Origin of the sequence: Agrobacterium sp. El2ro-1b (assembly GCF_048298475.1) — a bacterium.
Lineage (GTDB): Bacteria > Pseudomonadota > Alphaproteobacteria > Rhizobiales > Rhizobiaceae > Agrobacterium > Agrobacterium fabrum.
This window is the reverse complement of record NZ_CP103458.1, coordinates 268,467-293,279: the sequence shown is the minus strand read 5'-3', so window position 1 is coordinate 293,279 and position 24,813 is coordinate 268,467. Positions and strand designations below refer to the sequence as shown.

25 protein-coding genes are annotated in these 24,813 nt (G+C 60.1%); 7 read left to right on the top strand and 18 right to left on the bottom strand.

Annotated elements, in window-relative coordinates:
* Positions 1-45 precede the first annotated feature (45 nt).
* The 10 genes from NYR50_RS01420 to NYR50_RS01375 form a co-directional block, all read right to left on the bottom strand.
* The gene (locus tag NYR50_RS01420; protein ID WP_418136536.1) at positions 46-1,983 is read right to left on the bottom strand and encodes a DUF2207 domain-containing protein; all 1,938 of its coding nucleotides are present in this window, start codon (positions 1,981-1,983) and stop codon (positions 46-48) included.
* 22 nt (positions 1,984-2,005) lie between these two features.
* Positions 2,006-3,283: a 3-phosphoshikimate 1-carboxyvinyltransferase gene (gene aroA / locus NYR50_RS01415; protein WP_418136535.1), complete on the bottom strand. Its 1,278-nt coding sequence runs from the start codon at positions 3,281-3,283 to the stop codon at positions 2,006-2,008.
* Positions 3,284-3,357: 74 nt separating this feature from the next.
* On the bottom strand, positions 3,358-3,909 hold the full coding sequence (locus NYR50_RS01410) for a LemA family protein (protein WP_269698614.1): 552 nt from the start codon (positions 3,907-3,909) through the stop codon (positions 3,358-3,360).
* Between the two features lie 76 nt (positions 3,910-3,985).
* Positions 3,986-4,948, bottom strand: a complete 963-nt coding sequence (locus tag NYR50_RS01405) for a glycine--tRNA ligase subunit alpha (RefSeq protein WP_173992601.1) — start codon at positions 4,946-4,948, stop codon at positions 3,986-3,988.
* Between the two features lie 80 nt (positions 4,949-5,028).
* Positions 5,029-5,445, bottom strand: a complete 417-nt coding sequence (locus NYR50_RS01400; RefSeq protein ID WP_418136534.1) for a PIN domain-containing protein — start codon at positions 5,443-5,445, stop codon at positions 5,029-5,031.
* Positions 5,442-5,672, bottom strand: a complete 231-nt coding sequence (locus NYR50_RS01395) for an AbrB/MazE/SpoVT family DNA-binding domain-containing protein (RefSeq protein WP_418136533.1) — start codon at positions 5,670-5,672, stop codon at positions 5,442-5,444. The genes NYR50_RS01400 and NYR50_RS01395 overlap by 4 nt, the downstream gene beginning before the upstream one ends.
* 52 nt (positions 5,673-5,724) lie before the next feature.
* Entirely contained in the window at positions 5,725-5,919 is a 195-nt protein-coding gene (locus tag NYR50_RS01390; RefSeq protein WP_080825993.1) for an NfeD family protein, read from the bottom strand.
* Between the two features lie 20 nt (positions 5,920-5,939).
* Complete coding sequence (locus NYR50_RS01385) at positions 5,940-6,809, bottom strand: S49 family peptidase (RefSeq protein WP_174007441.1); 870 nt, start codon at positions 6,807-6,809, stop codon at positions 5,940-5,942.
* 88 nt (positions 6,810-6,897) lie between these two features.
* Entirely contained in the window at positions 6,898-7,698 is an 801-nt protein-coding gene (locus NYR50_RS01380; protein WP_418136532.1) for a tRNA1(Val) (adenine(37)-N6)-methyltransferase, read from the bottom strand.
* A gap of 6 nt (positions 7,699-7,704) precedes the next feature.
* Positions 7,705-7,935 (bottom strand): DUF2007 domain-containing protein, encoded by a 231-nt coding sequence (locus NYR50_RS01375; protein ID WP_418136531.1) that lies wholly within the window; start codon positions 7,933-7,935, stop codon positions 7,705-7,707.
* 111 nt (positions 7,936-8,046) lie between these two features.
* Here NYR50_RS01375 and NYR50_RS01370 point away from each other — a divergent pair, with 111 nt between their 5' ends.
* The 4 genes from NYR50_RS01370 to moaB all read left to right on the top strand — a co-directional run bounded on the left by NYR50_RS01370 (position 8,047) and on the right by moaB (position 12,570).
* Entirely contained in the window at positions 8,047-9,063 is a 1,017-nt protein-coding gene (locus tag NYR50_RS01370; protein ID WP_010971026.1) for a polyprenyl synthetase family protein, read from the top strand.
* A 190-nt stretch (positions 9,064-9,253) separates the two neighbouring features.
* Positions 9,254-11,098 carry a tetratricopeptide repeat protein gene (locus NYR50_RS01365; RefSeq protein WP_418136530.1) on the top strand — a complete coding sequence of 615 codons (1,845 nt, stop codon included), beginning with the start codon at positions 9,254-9,256 and terminating at the stop codon, positions 11,096-11,098.
* Between the two features lie 6 nt (positions 11,099-11,104).
* A complete protein-coding gene (locus tag NYR50_RS01360; RefSeq protein WP_418136529.1) occupies positions 11,105-12,004 on the top strand; it encodes a 4-(cytidine 5'-diphospho)-2-C-methyl-D-erythritol kinase in 900 nt (299 codons plus the stop codon).
* Between the two features lie 26 nt (positions 12,005-12,030).
* The gene (moaB, locus tag NYR50_RS01355) at positions 12,031-12,570 is read left to right on the top strand and encodes a molybdenum cofactor biosynthesis protein B (protein ID WP_035256719.1); all 540 of its coding nucleotides are present in this window, start codon (positions 12,031-12,033) and stop codon (positions 12,568-12,570) included.
* A gap of 91 nt (positions 12,571-12,661) precedes the next feature.
* Here the strand turns inward: moaB and NYR50_RS01350 are convergent, their stop codons facing one another.
* Positions 12,662-12,931 carry a hypothetical protein gene (locus tag NYR50_RS01350; RefSeq protein ID WP_418136528.1) on the bottom strand — a complete coding sequence of 90 codons (270 nt, stop codon included), beginning with the start codon at positions 12,929-12,931 and terminating at the stop codon, positions 12,662-12,664.
* 199 nt (positions 12,932-13,130) lie between these two features.
* Here NYR50_RS01350 and NYR50_RS01345 point away from each other — a divergent pair, with 199 nt between their 5' ends.
* On the top strand, positions 13,131-13,808 hold the full coding sequence (locus NYR50_RS01345; protein ID WP_418136527.1) for a winged helix-turn-helix domain-containing protein: 678 nt from the start codon (positions 13,131-13,133) through the stop codon (positions 13,806-13,808).
* Positions 13,795-15,150 carry an ATP-binding protein gene (locus NYR50_RS01340; protein ID WP_418136526.1) on the top strand — a complete coding sequence of 452 codons (1,356 nt, stop codon included), beginning with the start codon at positions 13,795-13,797 and terminating at the stop codon, positions 15,148-15,150. Before NYR50_RS01345 ends, NYR50_RS01340 begins: the two co-directional genes overlap by 14 nt.
* Positions 15,151-15,268: 118 nt before the next feature.
* On the opposite strand, the gene NYR50_RS01335 is transcribed toward NYR50_RS01340, so the two are convergent.
* The 5 genes from NYR50_RS01335 to NYR50_RS01315 all read right to left on the bottom strand — a co-directional run bounded on the left by NYR50_RS01335 (position 15,269) and on the right by NYR50_RS01315 (position 20,643).
* Positions 15,269-16,144: a dienelactone hydrolase family protein gene (locus tag NYR50_RS01335; RefSeq protein ID WP_418136525.1), complete on the bottom strand. Its 876-nt coding sequence runs from the start codon at positions 16,142-16,144 to the stop codon at positions 15,269-15,271.
* Positions 16,145-16,262: 118 nt separating this feature from the next.
* The gene (gene adhP, locus NYR50_RS01330) at positions 16,263-17,291 is read right to left on the bottom strand and encodes an alcohol dehydrogenase AdhP (protein WP_174007418.1); all 1,029 of its coding nucleotides are present in this window, start codon (positions 17,289-17,291) and stop codon (positions 16,263-16,265) included.
* A 149-nt stretch (positions 17,292-17,440) separates the two neighbouring features.
* Positions 17,441-17,842 carry an MAPEG family protein gene (locus NYR50_RS01325; protein WP_418137321.1) on the bottom strand — a complete coding sequence of 134 codons (402 nt, stop codon included), beginning with the start codon at positions 17,840-17,842 and terminating at the stop codon, positions 17,441-17,443.
* A 113-nt stretch (positions 17,843-17,955) separates the two neighbouring features.
* Positions 17,956-19,461 (bottom strand): IMP dehydrogenase, encoded by a 1,506-nt coding sequence (gene guaB / locus NYR50_RS01320; protein WP_174007416.1) that lies wholly within the window; start codon positions 19,459-19,461, stop codon positions 17,956-17,958.
* Between the two features lie 180 nt (positions 19,462-19,641).
* Complete coding sequence (locus NYR50_RS01315; RefSeq protein WP_418136524.1) at positions 19,642-20,643, bottom strand: MBL fold metallo-hydrolase; 1,002 nt, start codon at positions 20,641-20,643, stop codon at positions 19,642-19,644.
* Between the two features lie 209 nt (positions 20,644-20,852).
* On the opposite strand from NYR50_RS01315, the gene NYR50_RS01310 reads away from it, so the two are divergent.
* Complete coding sequence (locus tag NYR50_RS01310) at positions 20,853-22,250, top strand: MDR family MFS transporter (RefSeq protein WP_418136523.1); 1,398 nt, start codon at positions 20,853-20,855, stop codon at positions 22,248-22,250.
* Here NYR50_RS01310 and NYR50_RS01305 read toward each other — a convergent pair whose 3' ends face one another.
* Positions 22,251-22,991, bottom strand: a complete 741-nt coding sequence (locus NYR50_RS01305; RefSeq protein ID WP_010971017.1) for an RlmE family RNA methyltransferase — start codon at positions 22,989-22,991, stop codon at positions 22,251-22,253.
* Complete coding sequence (locus tag NYR50_RS01300; protein ID WP_418136522.1) at positions 22,988-24,619, bottom strand: Ppx/GppA phosphatase family protein; 1,632 nt, start codon at positions 24,617-24,619, stop codon at positions 22,988-22,990. The genes NYR50_RS01305 and NYR50_RS01300 overlap by 4 nt, the downstream gene beginning before the upstream one ends.
* Positions 24,620-24,813: the final 194 nt, after the last annotated feature.

Genomic DNA, 24,813 nt, shown 5'->3' with positions numbered 1-24,813 from the left:
GGCAAAAGTCACCAATGCATTCGGTTAAATTACCGCCGGCGCGCATCACCAGCCGCCGCCACCGCCACCACCGCCACCCGAGCCGGAAGAACCGCCGCCGCCACCGCCCGAAAAGCTGGAGCCGGAGGAACTGACCGGTTGTGGGATGGTGGAGGCGATGGTGCTCGCCATGGAGGTGGAAAAGCCGCCGATCCTGTCGCCGAAGCTGCCGTAATTGCTGCCCAAATACCAGCCGGGCGCATAACTTGCCACGGCGGCACCGGCAGCGGCTGTCGCGAGCCATGTCTCGAAGGTGCGGCTCCACGGTTTTTCGACGCCGAGCGCCACGGCATAGGGCAGCAATGTTTCAAAATGCTGCGGCGACATGGCGGGCGCACCCGCCATATTCATCCGGTCCTTTTCCGCCAGCGTCAGATAGGTTCTGAGGCCTTCAATGCCATCCATCAGCTTGCGGCCGAGCGGCGTCGGCGCGCCCATCAGGAACAGGAACAGCGCATTGGTGAGCACGATGCCGCCAATGGCGGCCAGCGCCAGCGACTTGGTGTCATGCGTCACATCCAGCAGGATCTGCGTGGCTATGCCGCCAATGACTGAAAAAGCCACAAAACCGGCAAAGGCCAGCATGACGATGCCGCCGATGCGCTTGCTCAACGACGCGCCGCGCGAGAACTGCCGGCCGATGCCGATCGACAGGATGCTGAAGAAGAAGGAGAAAAAGCCGAAGACCAGCACGGCGGCGATGGCGCCTTCATCCAGATCGCCGAACACCAGCGTCGCGATGATGATGGCGATGCTGAAGAGGATACCGAAAACGATATAGCCGGCATTGCTGCGGTAATATTTGCCGCGATGCTCTTTTTCTATCGCTGCGCGGAATTGTGAACCAACCTTTTCAACCTGCGTGCCATGGGCCTTGTCGATGGTCAGTGTTTCGCCCGGACCGCCGATGGCGGAGAGCAGCGTCTTCTGCCCGGTTGGCAGATCGGCGGCGGTTCCCTTTTCCGTGCGGCGGATGACGATGGAATTCTTCAGGTCTTCCAGAACGACAAAACCCTTTACCGCCAGATCAAGTGCGGAGGCGGAGAGCGCCGTCCAGCCCGCGCCGGAAAAACCGCGGTTATCGACATAATTGACCAGAGCCGGGGAAAGCCCTTCCGGCGCATCCCAGCGTGGCACGACCACGCCTTTGGCCGGATCGCGGCCCACCGCGAACCAGGCCCTGAGGTAATAAAGCAGCACGACAAAAAGCCCGCCGCCCGAAAGCAGGATGGCGAGATTATCCCGCAGCCACCAGCCCGCCTCCTGCGAGGTATCAGGGGCAGCGATGGCTCCTTTGGGCAGCTTGACCGCAACCGTCATGCCCTCACCCACCGAAGACGGGCGGGTGGTGGCGAAAAAGACTTCATTGCCTTCGCTAAGGATCCGGGCATCCCTGCCTTTCGCGCCCAGCGGACCGGTAAAGACGGCGGTATCGGTGGCCTTGACGCCCCGCGGCAGCGTGATGGTCGCGGAAATCTCGCCCATCGGAAATTGCCAGCCATTGCCGGTGACGTTCCAGGTCAACTCGTCATAATCGCTGAAAAAGCGGATCTGCCGAGCGGTGGTATAGGTGATCTGGAAGATGTGTTCGCCGGTTGGCAGAAAACGCTCGGCGCTGCCCGTATAGATGCGGATGCCACCATCGATATTTTCGGTGCGCCAGCTCTCCGGCGCACCATCGCGCTCCACGGATACGACGTTGAAATCCACCCTGGTGCGGCGGTTATTCGCATCCAGCGCATAAAGCGGAAAATCGCGGAAGATGCCGCGCTTGATGTTCTGGCCTTCGGCACGAGCGGTAATGGTTTCCGTCACCGTCAGCTTGCCATCCGCCGCCACCTCGACGACCGAGTGGTAGGAGCGGATGAATTCCTCGGCAAAGGCCGGGAAGGCGACGCCCAGGAAGACGAACAGCGCGAGAAGTCTTGCGGCGATGGTCTTCACGGGTGATCCCTCCCTAATGGCTTCAGTGCTGCGGCTCGGCAGCGCTTTCCTTTTCGGTATAGTCGACGCCGAGCGAAGCGAGCGCCTTCCAGTAGCCCGGATAGGTCTTGGCCACGCAGGCCGGGTTCTGGATGGCGATGCCGCCGATCTTGAGCGCCGCCAGTGCAAAGCTCATGGCGATGCGGTGATCGGCAAAGGTATCGATGGAGGCATCGACCGTCTGCCCGGCGAGCGACGGATCGGCATGTACGATCAGGTCGTCACCCTCTTCATGCGCCAGACCCTCGCGGATTTCGTTGAGGCCGAGCGAGATGGCGCGAATGCGGTCGCATTCCTTGACGCGCAGATTGGCAATACCGACGAAACGCACCGGCGTCTCGTTGAAGGCGGCGAGAACCGCGATGGTCGGAATGGCATCCTGCATTTGCGAACCATCGATTTCGGCGGGCAGATGCGGAAACTGCGCCATGACCTCATGGGCCTTTGCATCCGGCTGGGTGAATTTGTCCGCAGGCGTGCCGATGTCGATAGCACCGCCGGTCAGAAGCTCCGCGCCCCAGAGATAGGTGGCAGCAGAGGCATCCGGCTCGATGTGGAAATCGGTTGCCGTGTAACCGGTTGGGTGCACGCGCCAGATGGCGTTGCTGACCCGCTCCACCTTCGCTCCGAAGGCTTCCATGGCGGATGTGGTGAGGTCGATGTAACCCTTCGCACCAATTTCCTCGCCCTTGAGGATGATATCGACAGGCTTGTCACCGCAGGCGGCGGCCATCAGAAGCGCTGACACGTATTGACTGGAAAGGTTGGCGTCGATGGTGACGCTGCCCTTGGGGAACCCTGTGCCCTTGCCGCAGACGGTGACGGGCGGGCAGCCGGTCGGCGCTTCCGCCTCGACGCCGAGCGAACGCAGGGCTTCCACCAGCGGCATGATCGGGCGTTTGCGCATGTGCTCGTCACCATCGATGATGACGGCACCGTCGACAAGTGCGGCGGCGGCGGTAAGGAAGCGCGTGGCGGTGCCGGCATTGCCGAGGAAAAGCGGCTTTTCCGGCTGCTGCAGCACGCCTGAACTTTCGACCACGAAGGTGGTGGCGTCAGGCTCGGTGACCTTCACGCCCATCTCGCGCAGCGCTTCGGCCATATAAAGCGTATCGTCGCTTTTCAGCGCGCCTGACAAGTGGCTTTTGCCCTTGGCGAGGCCGGCGAGCAGAAGCGCGCGGTTGGTGATAGATTTGGAGCCGGGCGGCTCCACCTTGCCGGAAAGCGGGTGGCCGGGCGGGGTGATGGTCAGTTCGATCATGATCGTCGTCTTGTCAAAGAATGCGGCAGAAAGCCGGGCTATCGGAATATCCGCGGGAGATTGGGAACCGGTGCTTAGAATTTCACTGTTGGCACGGCGCGGTCGGCCGGATTGTCGATCTCGAAATAGGGCGCCTTGGAAAACCCGAACTGGCCAGCGACCAGATTGGACGGGAAGCTCTCCACCTTGACGTTGAGATCGCGGGCGGCACCATTGTAATAGCGGCGCGACATCTGGAGTTCGCCTTCGATGGTTTCCAGCGACCGCTGCAATTCCAGAAAGTTCGTGTTGGCTTTCAGATCGGGATAGGCTTCAGCAAGCGCAAAGAGCTTGCCGAGCGCCTGCGACAGCAGGCCTTCCGCCTGGGCTCGGCCTTCAACATCACCCGCCGGCACGGCCTGCGCCCGGTTGCGCATGGCGATCACCTCCTCGAAGGTGGTTTTTTCATGCGCGGCATAACCTTTGACGGTCTCGATGAGGTTGGGAATGAGATCGGCGCGGCGTTTCAGCTGCACGTCGATGCCCGACCACGCCTCTTCCTTCATCTGCCGCGCCTTGACGAGGCCGTTATAGATGAAGACGACATAAAGCGCGATTGCCGCGATGATTGCCAGCGTGATGAACATTCCCGACCCCTCCTCAAGAGGCACGGACACCGCATGGCATCCGCACGTTAGACTGTTGCCCGCCTTACATAAATGTTCAGGCGGCCCTGTTCCAGTTCAACCCGCCTGCATCCGTCAGCAGGAAGGCTTCGCCGCAGGCTTTCGCCAGCGTGCGCACGCGCAGGATATAGCTCTGGCGTTCCGTCACCGAGATCACGCCACGCGCATCCAGAAGGTTGAAGACGTGGCTTGCCTTGATGCACTGATCATAGGCCGGGAATACACATTTGTGCAGGCGCTGATTGTCGTTGTCGCCAGGCGCACCGGCGGCGAGAAGCGCCAGACATTCCTTTTCCGCATCGATGAAATGGCGGTGCAGCATTGATGTATCGGCAAATTCGAAGTTATGGCGGGAATATTCCTGCTCGGCCTGCAGGAAGACGTCGCCATAGGAAATCTTCTCTTCGCCCTCACGGCCGTTGAAGTTCAGGTCGTAGACATTGTCGACGCCCTGAACATACATGGCCAGACGCTCCAGACCATAGGTGAGCTCTCCCGCAACCGGCGAGCATTCGATGCCGCAGACCTGCTGGAAGTAAGTGAATTGCGACACTTCCATGCCGTCGCACCAGCATTCCCAGCCGAGACCCCATGCGCCGAGCGTCGGGCTTTCCCAATCGTCCTCAACAAAGCGCACATCATGCAGCAGCGGATCGAGGCCGATGGCCTTCAGCGAGCCGAGATACAGCTCCTGCAGGTTGGACGGGTTGGGCTTCAGAATGACCTGATACTGGTAATAGTGCTGCAACCGGTTGGGGTTTTCCCCGTAACGCCCGTCAGACGGACGACGCGACGGCTGCACATAAGCGGCCTTCCACGGCTTGGGGCCCAGCGCGCGCAGGGTCGTCGCCGGATGAAACGTGCCCGCGCCCACTTCCATATCGTAGGGCTGCAACACCGCGCAGCCCTTGTCGGCCCAGTAATTGTGCAGCGTCAGGATCAGTGCCTGAAAGGAACGCTTCGGGTTCATATGGTCGGGAATATCGGTCATTTCAGTCATCGCGGCGTTAGGAGGACAAGTAAGCAGTGACTTACTTCGGATGCGGACTGGTGCCACGGCATGGCGTGGGGGTCAAGGTTTTATGCGTGGCGGCTGGATGCGAAAGGGTTGACGATCTTCAGCAGCCCTTCGACAGTAAGGCCGTCATGCATGTCTTCGGAGATAAAGACAGTGCTTTTGGCCTCCAGCGCTGCCGCCAACATCAGAGCATCGTAGAAGGCGACGTTGTATCTCTCCGCGAGATCAAGCGCCGCTATGTGCAAATTAACATCCAGCGGCACAATCCGTGCGGCTGCCGTTCTGAAATCTTCCAAAGCGGAACGTATACTGCTCCATTCCATTCGCAATTTTCTTCGCGCGACGACCGAAAACTCGTTAAGCGCTTGCACTCCGGTAATGAAAGGTTGCGATATTATCGTGTTGGCTACCTCCGACCGCCGGTCGGAGGTGGAAGCGTAGACCAGAATATTGGTGTCAACGAAGGGCGTTCCGTTCACCGCTCATTCGCCTCGTCGCGATCAAACTTGTAGTCCGGCGGCAAGGTCCAGCGCCGCGCTCGAATTTTCTCCAGCGCCTGACGCCGTTCGCCTTCAGTCGACGTTTGGGCAGCGGGTTCAGTCGGGGTCACAACATCCACCTCGTCGCCTTCCTTGATATGCAGCGCTTCGGCAACATCCGCCGGAATGCGGACTGCAAGACTGTCGCCCCATTTCGTGACACGCATGTTGGCCTCCTGTTTCCAGAGCCACTATAACAAATTCTGCGTTACAGGAAAATTACGCCTCGTCCTCGCGCTTGACGCGATATTCGCCGGTTTCCGGGTCCTTGATCAGCGTGCCGATGGCGCCGGTTTCGCGTTCCTTCTCGCGCTGTTTCGATTTCGCCGACAGCTTTTCCGCGTCGCGAACAAAGCGGCGATAGAGGATAATGGACCCCACCACCAGAAGAAGAATTGTAATGAGCTGCGCCATAAGGCCTTATTCCTGCGACATCATAGACCGAAACGCGACCACAATGCCTTTTCTTCGGCAACCTCCGCAAGACCCGAGACGGCGCCTGCCGCGAGCCTTTCAGCATTGAGGCCGAGCGCCGTATTCACGCCAGGCACTTTTTTGCCGAACAGCGAACGCCCGCCGCTGACGAGTTGAAGCTTGACCTTTGTGCCGTAACGACGGCGAAGAACTTCCCGCATGTCGCCAAGCCCGTCGATCAGGCCGAGGTCAAGGCCGCGCATGCCGGTCCAGAACAGGCCGGAGAAGATCGTCTCATCGCCCTTCAGCTTCGAGCCGCGGCGCATCTTGACCATATCAATGAAGACATTGTGAATTTCGACCTGCAACGACTTCAGGTAATCGATATCGCCTTCCTTTTCCGGCTGGAAAGGATCGAGGATGACCTTGTTTTCGCCGGCGGTATAGACGCGGCGCTCCACGCCGATCTTCCGCAGCATTTCCGGAAAACCGAAGCCGCCGGATACGACGCCGATCGAACCGACGATGGAGGTGGGGTCGGCGATGATCTCATCGCCGGCAAGCGCAATCATGTAGCCGCCGGAGGCAGCCACGTCTTCCACGAAGATCAGGACCTTCTTGTCCTTTTCCTCGGCAAGCTGGCGGATACGATTATAGATCATCCGCGCCTGCACCGGCGAGCCGCCGGGAGAATTCAGGGAGATGGCGACGGCCGGGGCGTCCTTGACGGCAAAGGCCTTTTCAAGCAACGGCGCATAGGAGGCGAGATTGAGGGCGGGGCGGAACTGGTTGCCGCCGGCCATGATCGCGCCCTGCATGCGCACGACGGGGATGACGAGCTCTTTTTTGCGAAAGCGTTTCGGCACCAGATGCTTCAGAAAACCCACCAATCAATCCTCGCGTCAATTATCTTGTTGTCACGGATGTATGTATCGCCGGGCAAAACGCAATGGTTTGCGAATGGCGCCGCAACGATATTTATGACGCCGTCCGGATTGCCCTTACATTGCGAGAATAGGCGGCGCGGCCATTATTGAGGTCATCCACAAAGGGCGTGAAGGCATGGCTGCCGGTCTCGTGCATGATGAGCGGCGCGCGGAAAGTGAGCTTTGCGCGTGATCCCTTGATCGCGGTGACGAGCATGCGCACCGCATCCTCGCCGGGGCGGGGATGGATGAGAGTGATCTCGATGCCGCCGAAGCGGCTGCCGCAGGCGGCGATGATCTCCGCCACCGATTGCGGCCGTGAAATCAGGGAAAGCTGCCCACCCGAAACCATGATCGCGCTCGCGGTCCTGATCCAGTCCTCGAACAGGCCCTCCGTCATGGCATGCGCCTCGGCCTTCAGGGCATCCGGCGTGCGGCGGTCGCCCGCGTCATTATAGGGCGGGTTCATGATGACGTGATGGAAATGCTCATCAGGCAATCCGGCTTCGACACGGGCTTTCGCCCGCAGCGTCACATCGGCTTCGAGAACCTCGACGCGGGCCGAAAAAGCGGCATTGTCAGGCAATTCGAGACTGCGGCGGGCAAATTCCGCCATTTCCGGGGAGCGCTCATAGAGTGTCACCTCGGCCTTTTCGAGCCGCGCCGCCACCGCCATGCCAGCGGCACCGGCACCGGCGCCGAGATCGGCGATCCGGCAGGCGCGGTCATCCGCCACCAGCGAGGCCAGAAGCATAGCATCCATGCCCGCCCGGTGCCCCCTGCCCTTCGGCTGGATGATGTGAAACCGACCCCGGTGAAAGGCGTCGATCGTTTCGGAAATGCCGTCGCCCACCGCCGCTCAAACCTCTTCGTTACGCAACTCATCCCGCAGCCCGGCATCCATGAGAATGCGGCGGGCCTCACCGGCGCGGTCTTCTTCCACCAGGAACCGTCGCGGCAAAAGGCCGAGCGATCCCTCCAGAATGCTCATCGCCTGATCGGCGACAAGGCAATGGATGCCGGCGTCCTTCATCAGGCTTTCAGCGAAGGAAAGAAGCACGGCATCGTTGGTACGGATCAGTTCACGCATGGATAGACCTTAAATTCCCATCTTTTTGAATGGCTAGCGGCAATTCGCCCCTTGCCGCACAAGGCATCAGTTTTTATTGTCGAGTTCAAATTCGAATTGGAGTCCTGTCCCTTGGGCGTCGTCATACCGCTTGAAGAAAGCAAAAACAAACTCGCATCCGTCAAGCCGCTTGTCGACCTGACCCGTCCCGACATGGAACGGGTGAACCAGCTTATCCTTTCCAGGGCCGGTTCCGATGTCCAGATGATACCCGAGGTGGCCAACCATCTTATCTCCTCCGGCGGCAAACGCCTGCGGCCGATGCTGACGCTCGCCTCGGCCTCGATGTTCGGTTACGAGGGCGATAACCACATCAAGCTCGCCACCAGCGTGGAGTTCATGCACACGGCGACGCTTCTGCACGACGATGTGGTGGATGAAAGCGATCTGCGTCGCGGCAAATCCACCGCCCGCACCATCTGGGGCAACCAGGCGAGCGTTCTCGTCGGCGACTTCCTGCTCGGCCAGGCTTTCCGCATGATGGTGGATGTCGGTTCGCTGGATGCGCTGGATGTGCTCTCCACCGCCGCTTCCGTCATCGCCGAGGGCGAGGTACTACAGCTTTCGGTCGCCAAGAACATGGAAACGACCGAGGACGATTACCTGCAGGTGATTCGCGCCAAGACGGCCGCCCTCTTTGCCGCGGCGGCCGAAGTCGGCCCCATCGTCGCCAAGACGGACAAGGCCAGCCGCAGCGCGCTGAAATCCTATGGCATGAATCTCGGCCTCGCTTTCCAGCTGGTCGACGACGTGCTGGATTATGGCGGCAAGTCCGCCGATCTCGGCAAGAACACCGGTGACGACTTCCGCGAAGGCAAGATCACGCTGCCGGTCATCCTGTCCTATCGCCGCGGCACGCAGGATGAGCGCGCCTTCTGGCGCAACGCCATCGAAAAGGGCGAAAGCAGCGACGAGAACCTGGAAAAGGCCCTTGGTCTGATTACCAAATATAACGGCTTGGGCGACACGATCGGTCGCGCCACGCATTACGGCACGATTGCCCGTGACGCGCTTGCGCCGTTGCCGCAGAGCCCATGGAAAAATGCGCTTCTCGAGGTCATCGACTTCTGCATCGAGCGTCTCAACTGACGTTCAAGCCCTCAGCAAAAGGCGGATGGACAAGCCCATCCGCCCGACGTTCCGGGCCGGTTTCCCCGCAAGGCGTGATTGTGGCACGGCCATAATTTCTTGCGGGGTTGCTTCAAAAAAGCCATTCTATCGTGACCAAACAATGGAAACTGATTTTTCCGTGCATTCGCACAAAGGCAAAGGTTCCCTCATGCGGCGTAAACCAGCACTTCGTCTTCTCTGCAGCGCGGCTCTTGCCGCCGCTCTCGCAATCGGCGCGGGTGCCAGCCCCGGCTTTGCGGAGACAAAGGCGAAACCGGACGATAAAGCCGTTACCTTCGATCCCGGCAAGGTCAACACCTTCTCCGGCGCTTTCCTCGCCGGGCGCAACGCCGATGTCGACCAGGATTATCCCACCGCGATTTCGCTCTACAAGAAGGCGCTGGAATATGATCCGGCCAATTCGGAAATCCGCCAGCGGCTGATGATCGCCGAACTTCTGAGCGGCAACTTCGAGGCCGGCGCGAAAATTGCCGATTCCGTGAAGGACGATACCTCGGTGGAGCGCGTCACGACCATCGTTCGCGGTCTCGACGCCATCAAGGACAAGGAATTCACCAAGGCCGAGAAGATCCTGAAATATTCCGGTCCGAACGATCTCGACCGCATGGTCAACACGCTTTTGACCGCCTGGGCGCGTGCCGGTTCCGGCAAGCCGAAGGAAGCGCTGGCGCTCGTCAATAATATGAAGGGTCCCGGCTGGATTTCGATCTTCCAGAAATACAATGCCGCGGCCATTGCACTGGTTTCCGGCAATACCGAAGCCGCCCGCAAGAGCCTGAACGAAGCCGTGACCGACCGTGAAGGCGGAGCCACCGCCTCCGATACCTATATGCGCGCGGTCATGGCGCTTGCGCGGCTGGAAGCTTCCGCCGGCAACAAGCAGAAGGCACTCGATGCGATCGCCGTCGGTGATACTTTCGCACCGAATTACGCGCCGCTGAAAGCGCTTCGTGAAGCGATCGAAAAGGGTGAAAAGCCGGAGCAGCAGATCACCAATGCCGTGGAGGGTGCGGCCAGCGTCATGTTCTCGATTGCCGGCGCGTTGAACCGTGAGGGCGCCGAAGAGATCGTGACGCTTTATCTGCAAACCTCGCGTGCCCTTGACCCGAAGAGCCCGGACACGCTCATTCTTCTTGGCGGCCTTGCCGAAGCGATGAAGCAGCCTGAGCGCGCCATCACCTTCTATCGCGAAGTGCCGAAGGATTCGCCGATGCACCGCATCTCCGAGCTGCAGCTCGGACTGACGCTCGCGCAGACCGGCAAGGTGGAGGAGTCGCGCAAGCATCTTCTGTCGCTGCTCGAGTCCGACCCGAAGGACATCCGTTCCTACCTCGCTTATGGCAGCGTTCTTTCCGACGCCAAGGACTATAAGGCGATGGCTGAGAACTACGACAAGGCAGTCGAGGTGATCGGTGCCGTGCCGCAGAAATCTGACTGGTCGGTGTTCTTCCAACGCGGCATCGCCTATGAGCGGCTGAAGCAATGGGACAAGGCCGAACCGAATTTCAAGCGGGCGCTGGAGCTTAACCCCGATCAGCCGCAGGTTCTGAACTATCTGGGTTATTCCTGGGTGGATAAGGGCATCAATCTCGATGACGCCATGAAGATGATCGGCCGCGCGGTCGAGCTTCGGCCGAACGACGGTTACATCGTCGATTCGCTCGGCTGGGCCCATTTCCGGCTGGGTGACTTCGATCAGGCCGTGACGGAACTGGAACGCGCCATCGAGCTCAAGGCCGGTGATCCCACCATCAACGACCATCTGGGCGATGCCTATTGGCGCGTCGGCCGCAAGATCGAGGCGGTTTATCAGTGGAACCGCGCGCTCATCGGCGACAATGACGATGTGGACAAAGCCAAGGTGAAGGAAAAAATCGCCAACGGCCTGCCGCCTGTCGAAAAGGACGCTGAAAACACCGCCAAGAAGGACGTGGCGCCGCAACCGCCGGCCCCTCCGGCACCGGCGACCCCAACGCCGGACAAGAAATCCTGACGCCACATGCGCCTGCATGAGGTTTCCGGGGCCACCGAAACAATCGAGGCGGCCCCGGCCAAGATCAATCTGGCGCTGCATGTAACCGGTCAGCGGGCGGATGGCTACCATCTGCTTGAAACGCTGGTGACATTCACCGCAGCCGGCGACGTGATCCGCATTCGCGACGCCGCCACCGACAGTTTCTCCATTTCCGGCCTCTTCGGCGATCTTCTAAGCGCCGGCGATGGCGGTGATAACCTCGTCACCCGCGCCCGGGACATGTTGCGCGACGCTCTTGCATCCACAGGCCAGCCCACCCGTCCGGTCGATGTTCACCTTGAAAAAAACCTGCCGGTTGCTTCGGGTATTGGTGGCGGTTCGGCGGATGCCGCGGCAACGCTGCGGGGGCTTTTGCGGCACTGGGATGCCGAGATCGCACCGGAAAAGCTCGCCTCTCTCGCATTAAAACTCGGTGCGGATGTCCCGATGTGCCTTGCAAGCCGGCCGCTGATTGCGCGCGGTATCGGCGAGGACATCGAAGCCCTCACCGACCTGCCGGAACTCTCCATGGTTCTGGCCAATCCCATGAAGGCCGTCTCGACACCGGAGATTTTCCGGCGATTGCAGAACAAGGCCAATCCGCACCTGCCCACACCTGCGATGATTGGCTGGGCGACAACTGGCTGGATGGATTTTCTCGCCCAAAGCCGCAATGATCTGCAGCCGCCGGCTCAGGCGCTGCTGCCTGAAATCGGGGAGATAACCGGGTTGCTGTCTGAGGAAGGGGCCACACTTGTCCGCATGTCCGGTTCCGGGGCCACCTGTTTCGGGATTTTTCATTCCTTCGATGCCGCCAAAAACGCGGAAACATCGCTTCGGAAAAAACGTCCCGGCTGGTATTTTCACGCAACGCGGACCATTTGAGGGCCGGATATTTCGAGGATAAGGCCATGGCAGGCGATAGACCCTTCATTCCCCTCGGCATTGCGGTTCTGACCGTTTCGGACAGCCGCACGCTGGAGAACGACAAGTCCGGCGACACGCTCGTCGCAAGGCTGGAAGAAGCAGGCCACAGGCTCGCCGCCCGCGCCATCGTGCCGGACGACAAGGCGGCGATCGCAGAGACGGTGCGCGAATGGACGCTGTCTGAAGGCGTGGATGTTGTCATCACCACAGGCGGCACCGGCTTTACCGGCCGCGACGTGACACCCGAGGCGCTGGAGCCGCTGTTCGAAAAGCGCATGGACGGGTTTTCCGCGCTTTTCCATCGCATTTCCTATGACAAGATCGGCACCGCCACCATCCAGTCACGCGCGACCGGCGGAGTGGCCAATGCCACCTTCATCTTCGTGCTGCCCGGCTCTCCCGGCGCCTGCAAGGATGCCTGGGATGGTATCCTCAAGGCCCAGCTCGACTATCGCCACCTGCCCTGCAACTTCGTGGAAATCATGCCGCGGCTCGATGAGCATCTGAAGCGCGGCAAAAGCTGAATAGTCGCCTTGCCGCATGGGATGACCCACTCTTCTGCGCACTCATAAGCTCGGCGGTCGCTGACCGCCGAGCTTGACATCGTCACGGCGGTTAACGGCGATTTCTATCGCGAAGCACGGCGGTCGGGTCGATGTAGGTTGTCGTGTCGAAACGGCTGTTCGTGCGTTCGACCATACCATTTTTCAGCACACGGTAGGTCACCTCCGGGTTGGAGACGGAGACCGCGGTATCGCCCGGCTTGCCGTGGTTTTCGGTGATTTTGGCGATGGGCGGAGCAGAGTCGCTGAGAAGGCCGTTTGCAGAAGCGACCGAGGTTGCGGCGACCAGGGCGAAGGCGGCGATGGCGATATTTTTGATCATTGTCTTGATCCTCGTAACAGGTAACACTGCGACTTGCAGCACGGTGAAAGTAAAACGCCGGTTTTTCAGCCGCCTGTCGCCGACTATACAAATTTGTAAACCCGCCAATGCCTTAACTGCCGCAAGAAAGCCCGATTTGCGGCGTGAGCAGAAGCGGTGCGGTTTCTTTAATTACCGTATTTAAGCAACGTTATTGACCATGAAGATACTTCTTGTAGAAGACGACAATACAACCGGGAACTATATTACAAAGGGACTGGCCTCCGCCGGCCACATAGTTGACTGGGTAAAGGACGGGCGTGAGGCGCTGGCTGCCGGCCTCGACGGAGGATACGACGTTGCCGTCGTGGACCGCATGATCCCGGGCCTCGACGGCCTTAATCTGGTCAAGAGCCTGCGCGCGGCCTCGATACGCATACCCATCCTTTTTCTGACAGCGATGAGCGGGGTGGATGACCGTGTCGAAGGGCTGGAAGCCGGCGGTGACGACTATCTGGTAAAGCCCTTCGCTTTTTCGGAGCTGACGGCGAGAATCAATGCTCTCGTCCGTCGACCGCCCATCAGCACGGAGAAGACGCGCCTGCGTGTCGGCGACCTCGAAATGAACCTTGTCACCAGAACAACATCGCGCGGAGGACAGCGGATTGACCTGCTGCCACGCGAGTTCTCGCTTCTGGAACTGCTTATGCGTAACGAAGGTCGAATCCTGACGAAAACGATGTTTCTCGAGAAAATCTGGAACTTCAATTTCGATCCGCAGAGCTCCGTCGTGGAAACGCACATCAGCCGGCTGAGGGCGAAAATCGACAAACCGTTTGATCAGCCACTTCTGCATACCGTCAAAAACACGGGCTATACCCTTCATGCCCGACGCTAGCTTTCTGAAGAGCACTGCCGTCAGACTGGCGATCATCTACATCGCCCTGTTTGTCACGGCATCGCTTGGCGCGAACATCACGGCCTATCAGATGGTCGTGCGCTTCCTTGATGAACGCCTGAACGCCAATGTCCAGGAGCGTTACCGCGAGATCTCATCGGCCTTCGACGCACGCGGCCTTCAGGGCGCCGTGGACATGATCGACAATCACGGCCTCGCCATCAGGGGGCAGGAGACCATCTACGCCTTACGCCACCCCACCGGACAACTGCTTGCGGGCAGCAATCGATTTTCAAACGTCCCATCCGGTTATTCGATCCTTGAACCTGACGACCATCACGGCAGTGCTTCCCACTACAAGCTTTTCAGCGGTCCTCTGGGGCCGAACACTCTCGTGGTGGGCATCAATTCCGGGGACACGGATGAACTGGCCCGCATCGTTCTCATCAGTTTCGGATGTGCGACCGCGATCGTTCTTTTCATAGGCATGGCAGGAGCCGCCATATTGGCATATAGAACGCGCAACCGCATCTCGTCGCTGGCGCAAATCGCCCACGCTATCGGACATGGCGAGCTTTCACGACGGCTTCCGGTGTCATCGCGTATGGATGAAATCGACATATTGTCAGCCGAGATCAATGTGGCACTGGCAAGATTGCAATCCAGCGTCGCGGCATTGAAGCAGGTGACGATCGACGTCGCGCATGACCTCAAGACCCCAATCGGCCGCACATTCCTCGTACTGGAAGACGCGCTCAATGCTCACACGGTTGACGAAATGAGGATCGGAGTCGAAACCGCTCTTGAAGAACTGCAATCCATCGCAAATACGTTCGATGCGCTTCTGCGGATCGCCCAGATCGAAGCGCGGAGCAGGACCGCCCGCTTCACCACCTTCGATCTTTGCGACGTCGTCGGCGACATCTACGACACCTATGAGGTTATTGCGGCAGAGGAAGGCTATGAGTTGTCGATGCGCGGTGCCGCGAGCGGCTGCCGGATCAACGGCGATCCTGATCTCATTCGCCAATTGCTGGCGAACCTGTTGTCCAACGCCATGCGGCACACCCCCGCCGGGTCAAGCATTTCGCTCGGCGTGTCGCGCGAAGACGGACGGGTCCTGCTGGAGGTCGCCGATAATGGGCCGGGCATATCAGATGAAGACCGGGCGCAGGTATTCGACCGGTTCTATCGCGTTGAGAAAAGTAGAACCACGGCGGGATCCGGGCTCGGCCTGAGCCTTGTCAAAGCCATAGCGGAATTACACGGTGCCACCGTGACGCTTGCGGACAACAATCCCGGTTTGCATGTGGTCGTTCAGTTTCAGGAATTGCGCGTCTGAGGCAGGCTTTGGTTTGCTTCGCCCGAAGGCTGGCGCAAACCTCAATGCCATCTTGGGCCCATGGTGAAGCCTTTACATCTCAGGAAAAGCTGTACCATGGGAGGCTGAACCTGAAGATTTACGCCAGATATTTTTTGAAGAAATCCGTCGTCCGGCCCCAGGCAAGATCGGACGCGGCCTTGTCGTAGCGCGCCGAGGACGTATCGTTATTGAAAGCATGGTTGACGCCGTCATAAACGAAGATTTCGAAGGTCTTGCCGTTTTCCTCCAGCGCCTTCTTATAGGCGTCGATACCGGCATTGATGCGCTCGTCGAGACCTGCGTAGTGCAAAAGCAATGGCGCCTTGATGGCCGGAATGTCAGCCGCCGGCGGTTGCTGGCCGTAATAGGCGACGCCGGCATTGAGGCCAGCCGATTTGGTGGCGAAACGATTGACCAGCCCGCCGCCCCAGCAGAAACCGACGGCACCGACCTTGCCATTCGCCCCCTGCCTTGCCGCGAGCCACACCCGGCCCGCTTCGGCATTGGCGACGGTTGCCTCCATGTCGAGACCGCTGAACATTTCCCGTGCCTTGTCCTCATCCGCAGGCGTGCCGCCCTGCGGCGAGAGGAAATCGACCGCCAGCGCCCGGAAACCGGCAAGGGCCACGCGTCTTGCCACATCGCGGATATGGTCGTTCAGACCTCGGTTTTCATGGATGACGATGACGGAACCAATGGGGCCGGACACCGATTTCGGCGTCACGAGATAGCCCTTCATCTCGCCGCCTGGCGCTGGATAGGTCACGTCTTCCGCAACAATGCCCGCATCGTCAGGTGCGACGATGGCCGCGCGGGCGCTGTTGGCTGAAAGCAGCGGTGCGATTGCCGCCGCGGCCGCACCGGAGCCGGCAAGCAGGCTGAGCTTTTCCATGAACTTGCGGCGGTCGAGGCTGAGATGGGTATATTCATCGTAAGCGTCGATCATGGCCTGCGTAATCTTCGGCTTGTCCATCGCCTGTCCTCCTTGAACGCGGATGCGACGGGCAGGATAACGCAGATCGCCCCGCTGGGAACAAGGCGGGAGGAAGCGGCGCCACACATTTGCGTGAGCGCCGCAACCGGTTTTGACGTCAGGCGGCAAGATCCACGACAATACGGCCGTCGATCTTGCCCTCTTCCATACGACGGAAGATATCGTTGATGTTTTCGAGCTTGTCCCACGAGAAATGGGCGGCCACCTTACCTTCACCGGCGAAGGTCAACGCCTCCTCCAGATCCTGCCGCGTGCCGACGATGGAGCCACGCACCGTGATGCGCTTCAGCACCGTGTCGAACACCGGAATGGAGATGAAGCCCGGCGGCAGGCCGACAAGCGCCATCGTACCCTTGGAGCGCAGGAAGCCATAGGCCTGCTCCATGGCCTTCGGCGAAACCGCCGTCACCAGTGCGCCATGGACGCCCCCGGTCGCCTTCTGCACCTGCTCCACCGCGTCTGGCGCGCGGCCGTTAACGACGACGTCGGCTCCGAGTTTTTTGGCAAGCGCCAGCTTGTCGTCGAAAATATCGGCGGCAACGACATGCATGCCCATGGCTTTCGCATATTGCACGGCCATGTGGCCAAGCCCACCAATGCCGGAAATGACCACCCATTCACCGGGCCTGACTTCGGTTTCCTTCAGGCCCTTATAGACAGTGACACCGGCGCAGAGCACGGGTGCGGCCGGGCCGAAATCGAGATTGTCAGGCAGGCGGCCGACGAATTTCGGATCGGCAAGGCCATATTCGGCAAAGCTGCCGTTGACGGAATAACCTGAGTTCTTCTGGCTCGGGCACAGGGTTTCCCAGCCGGTGCGGCAGGGAATGCAGCATCCGCAGGCGGTGTAGAGCCAGGGCGTGCCGGCGCGGTCGCCTTCCTTGATGCCGGTGACGCCAGCGCCGATCTTGGCGACGTAGCCTGCACCTTCATGTCCGGGAATGAAGGGCGGGTTGGGCTTGACCGGCCAGTCACCCGTTGCGGCATGCAGGTCGGTGTGGCAAACGCCCGTCGCCTTGTAGTTGATGAGAATCTCACCGGGGCCGGGATCCGGTATCGCCACTTCCTCAATGGTCAGCGGTTTTCCAAATGCGCGGACGACCGCCGCCTTCATTGTTTTAGCCATGACATACTCCCTAATCTCTGCTCGCCTGAAATCCTCGACGGCAGGCAGAGATTAACGGGGATGGAGCGCCATGGAATTGACCCATCGCAAATCGAAGCATTTTGCGACGCTGGATTGTCTCACTTATGAAGCAACCTGACGGTGCCGCTTTACTCGAGCGCCAACCATATGGCGAGCCAACCCCACAGGCAGACCAGCAGCGCAAAGCCGATGCCGAACAGCGGCGCACGATAGCGCAGCCGGTTACTGGTCACATGCACATAGGAATGCGCATAACGGGAGATCACAAAAAGCCAGGCCAGAACGACGGTCACCACATTGTCCGCATCGGTGATGTAAAGCAGCAGGCAGATGGCGTGAAAGAGAACCGGAAGTTCGAACTGATTGGCGATGTTCCTGTTGACGAGGTAGCTCGCCTGCCCCTCCTCGCCTCTTTCGCGGTACTGGGTCACCGCCTCTCTGCTGGTGAGCGTGTGGTTTTTGCGCCGGTATAAAAGCAGCGCATAAAGAATGAAGACGAGAAAGGCATGGGCGATCATCGGCCAGAACATTGCGGTCGTCGGTGACATGCTTTTTTCTCCAATCATGAAAACGCTCTCCGATCCCAAGGAATCGGAGAGCGTCAGATACGCGGACTATGTTTTTAAGCGTTCGGCTCGAAAGATCAAACCGCGCCGGGATAGTTCGGGCTTTCGCGGGTGATTGTCACGTCATGGGCGTGGCTTTCACGCAGGCCCGCGCTGGAAATGCGCACGAAGGTGGCACGTTCCTGGAATTCCTTGATGTTGCTGCCACCGACATAACCCATGGCAGCCTTCAGGCCACCGGCCAGCTGGTGCAGGACGCCTGAGACCGGGCCTTTATAGGGAACCTGACCTTCGATACCCTCGGGCACGAGCTTCAGCGTATCGCGCACTTCCGCCTGGAAATAACGGTCAGCCGAACCGCGGGCCATGGCGCCAACGGAACCCATGCCGCGATAGGCCTTGAAGGAACGGCCCTGATAGAGGAACACTTCGCCCGGGCTTTCATCCGTGCCGGCCAAAAGCGAGCCGATCATGACGGCGGAAGCGCCGGCGGCGATGGCCTTGGCCAGATCGCCCGAGAACTTGATGCCGCCATCGGCGATGACAGGAATATCGGCGAGGCTGGCCGCTTCGACTGCGGCCATGACTGCGGCAAGCTGCGGAACGCCGACGCCGGCGACGATGCGGGTGGTGCAGATGGAGCCGGGGCCGATACCGACCTTGACGCCGTCCGCGCCGGCATCGATCAGCGCCTTGGTGCCGTCAGCGGTGGCGACATTGCCGGCGATGATGCGAACCGAGTTCGACATCTTCTTCACCAGAGAGACGGCATCGAGCACGCGCTGCGAATGGCCATGGGCGGTATCAACGACCAGAAGGTCGACGCCGGCATCGATGAGGCGCTCGGCGCGCTCGATGGCATCGGCACCCACGCTGATGGCGGCGGCGGCGCGAAGACGGCCCTGCGCATCCTTGGTGGCGTTGGGGTTAAGCTGCGACTTCTCAATATCCTTGACGGTGATGAGGCCGACGCAATTGCCCTTGGGGTCTACAACCAGCAGCTTTTCAATGCGGTGCTTGTGCAAGAGCCGGCGAGCTTCCTGCTGATCGACGCTGCTTTCCTTGACCGTGACCAGATTTTCGCGGGTCATCAGTTCGTAGATTTTCTGCTGCGGATCAGAAGCGAAGCGCACGTCGCGGTTGGTCAGAATGCCGACGAGGCGGCCATTCTTGTGGCCGCCGGCACCGCCGTTTTCGACCACCGGAATGCCGGAAATGCCGTGCGCCTTCATCAGCGCCTGCGCTTCGGCAAGCGTCGCGTCCGGGCCGATGGTGACCGGATTAACGACCATGCCGCTTTCGAACTTCTTCACCTGCCGGACTTCTTCAGCCTGCTCGATGGGGGTCAGGTTGCGGTGGATGACGCCGATGCCGCCGGCCTGGGCCATGGCGATGGCGAGGCGGCCTTCGGTTACCGTATCCATGGCGGAAGAGAGGATCGGAAGGTTCAGATCGATATCGCGGGCAATACGGGTGGCGATATTCGTCTGTCCCGGCATGACTTCGGAATGTCCGGGTTGCAGCAACACATCGTCAAATGTGAGAGCGTCCAAACCAGTGGGTGTTTGAATGATGCGTGCCATGACCAAATTCCTTCATAATGAAAATGCGTGGCCGTTCCGGAACAAAAAGTTCACCCCGGCGGCCCTGCAAGGATTGCTTGGAAGTTGGCGAGGGCTGGTAACACGTTCATGACAGGAAGGGAATAGAAAAAACCCGGAATGACCTTCCGGGCTTTCGCTGTTGCTGCATTGCAGCAGAGATCAGATGTCGAACTGGTAGGACTTCGGCACGAAACGGTAACCCGTATCCAGCTTCTCCGCGTAACCGACAGAAGGGAAAGGCATGTGATAGCCGAGGAATGGCAACCGGTCGGTGGCGATCATGTCATAGACCTTCTTGCGGGTCGCAGCGGCCGCCGCCTTGTCCATGTCGAATTTCACCTCCCAGTCCGGCTTCTGCAGCGACAGGACGAAATGGTTGGCGGTATCTGCCGTCAGGATCAGCTGTTTGCCTTCCGATTCGACACGGAAGATCATATGTCCGGGCGAGTGGCCAAAGGCTGCGATGCCGGTGATGCCGGAGACGACATTGGCGCCGTCACCAATGAAGGTCGCCTTTTCCGCCAGCGGTTTGACATTGGCGAGAACGCCCTTCTGCCCACCTTCGGCAGGGGTGCCTGCGCGCTTCTCATCCGTCCAGAAATCATATTCCGCTTGGCCGAACACGTAACGCGCTTTCGAAAAAGCCGGTGCACCCTTTTCCATGAGGCCGCCAATATGGTCACCGTGCATATGGGTCAGCACCACCATGGTCACGTCCTCGGGCGTATAACCGGCCGCAGCCATGCCTTCGGTCAGGCGGCCATTGCCGGCACCGCGGCCAGCCTCGCCGAAACCGGTATCAAACAGCACGAGATCGGAGCCGGTATTGATGAGAACCGGCGAGAAGGAATTGACGAACTGATCCTTCGGCAGAAAATTGTCTTCCAGCAATTTGCCCACGGTCTCCGCCGACTGGTCCGTGCCGAAGGTTTCACCCGGATTGGGCGCGGCGCGCGCGCCGTCCTTTACGACCAGCACCTCGAAATTGCCGAGCTTGAAGCGATTGGTTTCCGGCGGCATGGCGTGTTTTATCTCCATGGAGGTCTGCGGCTGGTTGGTCTGGGCGTTCGCGCCGCGCGCCATCAACAGCGGCGCGCCGAGGACACTGGCGCCAGCCGCACCGATGAGGCCGCGTCTGCTCATGCTCAAGGATTGGGTCATTATCTTTCTCCCGATATCGCCAACTGGCCATGATCGCCAACTGAACTCACCCAACGGACAATAGAGCGAGAAAGTTGCAAGAAAACCGGCCTCACGCAGGTTTGATCGCAAGTTGAGAAATTGATAATTAACGTGTTGGCAAGCCCGCCTATCAGGCGTAGGAGGAACGGCGATATCCTTTGTCGCAGCGGAAAGCCGCAGGCAGTCCCATGAATCGCATCATTCCCCTGATCCTCGCAGTCGCTCTTTTCATGGAGCAGATGGACTCCACCGTCATCGCCACCTCGCTCCCGGCGATTGCAAAAGACCTCCATGTCGGCCCGATCACGCTCAAACTGGCGCTAACGGCCTATATGGTGGCGCTGGCGATCTTCATCCCCATCAGCGGCTGGATGGCCGACAAATACGGCGCGAAGAAAATCTTCCGTATCGCCATCGGCGTTTTCGTTGTGGGGTCGATCTGCTGCGCAGTTTCGTCGTCGGTGTTCGAATTCGTGCTGTCGCGTTTCCTGCAAGGCATGGGTGGTGCTATGATGACACCCGTTGGCCGTCTCGTGCTGCTGCGCACGACCAAGCGCAGCGAACTCGTCTCCGCCATGGCGCTGCTGACGATACCGGGGCTTGTCGGGCCGCTCACCGGCCCGCCGATCGGCGGCTTCATCACCACCTATTTTTCATGGCACTGGATTTTCCTGATCAACGTGCCCATCGGCATTATCGGCATCTGGCTCTCGACCATCTTCCTGCCGGAAATCGAAACCACCAACCCACCGCCGATGGACGGCAAGGGGTTCGTTCTATCAGGCATCGCCGCCTCCGGTGTGGTGTTCGGCGTGTCGGTGGTCAGCCTTCCGGCCCTGCCGCCCGCCATCGGCATCGCCTCGACGGTCATCGGGTTTATCTGCGGTTTTCTTTACATGCGCCACGCCGCGCACCACCCTGCCCCCATTCTGGATTTCCGCATTTTCCAAAATGCGACCTTTCGGGCGGCTTCCGTCGGCGGCACCGTTTTCCGCATTTCCACAGGCGCAATCCCCTTCCTGATGCCGCTGATGTTGCAGATCGGTTTCGGCCTTAACCCGTTCCAGTCAGGCATGATCACCTTTGCCGGTGCGATCGGAGCGATCACCACGAAATTCATGGCCAAGCGGGTGTTTGCGGCAACGGGGTTCCGCTCGACGCTGATCGGGGCCGGTATCGTCGGCGCGTTCACGACGCTTGCCAACAGCTTTTTCACGCCTGAAACACCCTACCCGCTGATCATGATCTTTCTGGTCACGGCGGGATTTGCCCGGTCGTTCTTCTTCACCGGATCGAACGCGCTCAGCTACTCCGATATCGAGGACAGCCAGGCCAGTCAGGCGACCTCGATGGCCTCGGTGCTGCAACAGATCAGCCTGGCACTGGGCGTGGCTTTCGCCGCCTCCATTCTGGAAGTCAGCAGCATGATGTCAGGCACACATTTACAACTTGCCGATTTCCACATCGCCTTCACCATCGTCGCGCTGGTATCGTTGTTCGCGATCGTGCCGATCATCCGCATGGACGCGCAGGCCGGGGAGGCCGTTTCCGGCCACCGCGGCAAGGTTTCGCAACCGGCGGAGTGATCAGTCCTCAGTCGACTCTTCGGCGTCGGCATCGATGGCCGGTTCGTGTCTGCGGCCCTTGAAGTGCTTGGCAAGCAGGAACATTTCGACCGATTCCGAGCGTGACGACGCCGGCTTGATGTGCAGAACCTGCTTGAAGTTCTTCTTCAGCATATCAAGCAATGCCTTTTCCGTGCCGCCCTGGAAGGTCTTGGCCAGGAAATGGCCGCCTTCCGCCAGCACCTGAACCGCAAAATCGGCTGCGACTTCGCACAGATGCATGGTGCGGATGTGGTCGGTCTTCTGGTGGCCCGTGGTGGGCGCGGCCATATCCGACAAGACAAGATCGGGCGTGCCGCCGACGGCTTCCATCAGCTGGTCAGGTGCGGTCGGGTCGAGGAAGTCGAGTTGCAGGATCTTCACGCCGGGGATCGGATCGATTTCGAGGAAATCGATGGCCGCGACGCGGATATCATCCTCGGTGGAATCCGTCACCTTGGAGGCGATCTGCGACCAGCTTCCAGGTGCGGCACCAAGGTCGATGATGCGGGTCGCGCCCTTCAAAATCTGGTGCTTGTCGTTGATTTCCAGTAGCTTGAAGGCGGCGCGGGCGCGATAACCTTCCAGCTTGGCGCGCTGCACATAGGGGTCATTGATATGACGCTCCAGCCAGCGGCGCGACGAGGCCTTGAGCTTGGTCTTCTTGACCTTCTGGCCGATCTTGCGGCCGGTGCGATTAGTGCTTGTCGGCGCCTTGCTCATGTCAAACCTTCCGTTCTGTCCTGCCGTACCATCTGCATGCGCCTTATGCGGTTGCGCCGCCATGCGCCGTCATCCGCCATCATATCCGTCAAGAGGCCTTCGCGCAGGCCACGATCGGCCACCCGCATGCGGCGTGCCGGCCAGCGGCGGCGAATGGCCTCGAGAATGGCGCAACCGGCCAGAACCAGATCGGCCCGGTCAGGCCCGATGCAGGCATTGGCGGCTCGCCCGGCGAAATCCCAGGCCAGAAGCTTGTCCTGCATGGCCGTCACCTCGACATCGGAAAGCCAGAGGCCATCTACCTTGCGGCGATCATAGCGCGGCAGATCAAGATGCACGCCCGCAAGGGTCGTGACCGTGCCCGAGGTGCCGATCAGATGAAAATCCTCATGGTGTAATTGCGGCGCGAGCGGCGGGCAATGGAAGGCATCGAGCAGGCCTTCGACCTCCCGCACCATCGCCGCAAAGACATCCGGCGTCACATCGCGGCCGCCATGGCGTTCCGACAGCGTGACGACACCGACCGGCAGCGAAGTCCAGTGGGTGATATGGTTGGCGAGCCGGTTCGAGCGGTTTTCACCGACCTTGATGACTGCGATTTCCGACGATCCGCCGCCAATATCGAACAGCACGACGGAGCGCGCCTCGCGCCCGACAAGCGACGCGCAGCCGGAGACCGCAAGTCGGGCTTCCGTCTCGCGGCTGATGATTTCGAGCTTCAGCCCCGTTTCCCGCGTGACGCGCTCCAGAAATTCCTCGCCATTGGAGGCTGCACGGCAGGCCTCGGTGGCGATCAGCCGCATGCGCCTGATCGGGCGTCCGGCAAGTTTCGAGGAGCAGACCTTGAGCGCTTCCACGGCGCGATCCATCGCATCATCGGAAAGCCGACCGCTCGATATCAGCCCCTCGCCCAGCCGCACGATGCGCGAAAAGGCATCGACCACCCGGAACTGGCCCGGCCGTGTCGGCTGCGCGATCAGCAGGCGGCAATTATTGGTGCCGAGATCGAGCGCCGCATACATATCCGCCGGCGGCTCCTGGCCATGCTCATGCTGGCGGCCTGCCTGGCGGGCGGAGATTTCGGATTGCGACCGGTGCGCTTCCTGCGCAGAGCCATTGGCACGGCCGTTCTGCTTGCCGCCATGTTTGGGTGCGTGGCTGGGAACCAGTGGACGGCCCTGCGGGTCACGACCGCGCGGATCACGGTGGCCGCGTTTGCGGTTACGCGATTTTCGCACGCCAACAGGCGGCACGGACGGTGAATTTGCGCCATCGGATGCGGCTGGAGCCTGCACCTCTCCGTTGACAGCGGCCGCAGCCTGCTGAGACGTGCCTTTGCCGCGAGAGCGCCTGCGACGTTTTCTCTTGCGCGGCTCCGCATCCGGCTCGAGAGCCGATACGTATGAGGAACCGGCCGGAACATCCGCGGCAACATCATGCGGCAGCACAACAGCGTCACGGGGCTTACCGTCACGCTTGTGTTTCTTGCCACGACGGGATCGCTTCGCTTTCCCTTTGTTCGCCACCGACGCCCCTTGTTCCGACGGCTTTGGGCCGTTTCCGGGGTCGATCACTGTCTTGTCCATTTCGCCGCGCACAAGCGTAGACGCTATGCTGCTGGCTTTCATAAGGTTTCGTTGGGTGGACAATACCAGCGCAGGAGATTTTAGCCAAATGGTTTTTGGCAGGCTGCACATGGGATATGCCTGACGCCTCGCCAAGGCTGGACACGGATCGTCATGATCGCGGCAATGATTTCCGGGGATTTTCGAAATCGGCAGACGGGTCTGCTCGTCGCCAATACCTGCGCGAACATCCGCAA